Here is a 1,447-nt window from a genome sequence, read left to right as displayed (position 1 = left end):
GTCTATTTCACGAAGCCGAAAAAGCCAATTCCGCCCAATAGCCAGCAGCAGCGTTTTTGGAGTGAAATGGAAGCAGGCAAGGATGATTTAGCGAAGGTATTGGGTGAGGGAACGAGTGAAGTTAGTGAAGGGTGGCTAAATCCGAAATGGAAATGGGGAAATCCAGCAAGCAGACCTACCTATGGGCACTCTTTTTTGGATCATGGAAAGAAAGTAACTGATAGGCAACTAATTGACAGAGCTAGAACCGAAGGACACCAGATTGGAAAATGGCTAGATGATCAAGTTGCAGCGGATTTTGTAGCTGAAATAGCGAAAAGAGGCCCAGGAGCTCACTATGTAGATCTTCCGTCCAATGTGAAAGGACGCTGTTTTTTGCCTGATGGTACAGAAATTGTTCCAGATCGAGCTATAGTGGTTGTAAAAAAGGATGGGAGTTTAACAACTTGTTACCCGTATAGCAGTATGTATCCAACGACTAAACCAAAATAGTGGAGGAATTATGGAAAACAGCCCTAAATATATTACTAAATCGGCGAGGGAATCTCTTATTGAAAAGTTAGGGTTGCCTGAACCAGATGAATTTTGTCAAGATTGGCATTACATTGTAGCAGACACATCTCGTATAGAAGAATTTCTTGCATTTTATGATAATAATCTACTTAATATCGAAGAAAAATTTGCTCTTATGGTAATTATTGTGGCTTCATATAATGATTATCTTAGTGAAAATGAATTTAGTCCTTTGATCTGGAAAAGAATCAAGAATCTTCTTGAAGAAGATAGACAGGTCCATGTGAATACAATTTTATATTGGTCATTAGAGGGTGAAGATTTGGAAGATTGTTTTGCAATAACACGTTTCATGAGAGAAATAGAAGCTAACATTTAAGAGAAGAAGCTTGTTAGACATTTGTTCGAAAAAAATAGATTTCAAGCTAGCATGGTGGTGAATAAACCCATCTTCAACTAACAACACACTTAACCCATATTATCCATTTCGGTTATATGCACATCAAATGCTAATTAACCTGAATAACGCTACTCCGATACATCAAACAGGTTGATTATGGTCAAATACCACCATAATTGACCTGTTTTTTTGTTATCTTCGTTTCTTGCGTTTTTTTAAATTGCTCGCAATTGTAGAATAAGTCGCCCCGATAGGGAAGATGAAATAGCAATAATCGCATCTTTTAGGGTAGATGCTACCACTATTACGAGTAGGGCGGCCAAAACGAAGGTTTTTTCATATCGTCCGCAGCTTAATTGAACCTTTCAGCGATTGTTACAGCGAAGGAAGAATTCTGCTAACGTGCAGTTGACATAGAACACTCAGGGACTTATAAGGGTTAGCCACCGTTGTTGGCTGCCGCGGATGCGGCTCTCGGTGCGGCGATGATCGTCGTCAATGTGAAGAAACTGAATGATTTGAAGAACGGGGATG

At 39.5% G+C, this 1,447-nt stretch carries 2 protein-coding genes; both read left to right on the top strand.

Features of this window, described 5'->3' with window-relative positions; genetic code table 11:
* A partial coding sequence (locus RSX24_RS32185; protein WP_343262905.1) for a hypothetical protein occupies window positions 1-492 on the top strand: 492 nt, incomplete at its 5' end.
* A 10-nt stretch (window positions 493-502) separates the two neighbouring features.
* Window positions 503-892 carry a hypothetical protein gene (locus RSX24_RS32180; RefSeq protein ID WP_236421562.1) on the top strand — a complete coding sequence of 130 codons (390 nt, stop codon included), beginning with the start codon at window positions 503-505 and terminating at the stop codon, window positions 890-892.
* Window positions 893-1,447: the final 555 nt, after the last annotated feature.

Origin of the sequence: Paenibacillus hubeiensis (genome assembly GCF_032334105.1) — a bacterium.
Lineage (GTDB): Bacteria > Bacillota > Bacilli > Paenibacillales > Paenibacillaceae > Paenibacillus > Paenibacillus hubeiensis.
This window is presented reverse-complemented; position numbering and strand designations above follow the sequence as displayed.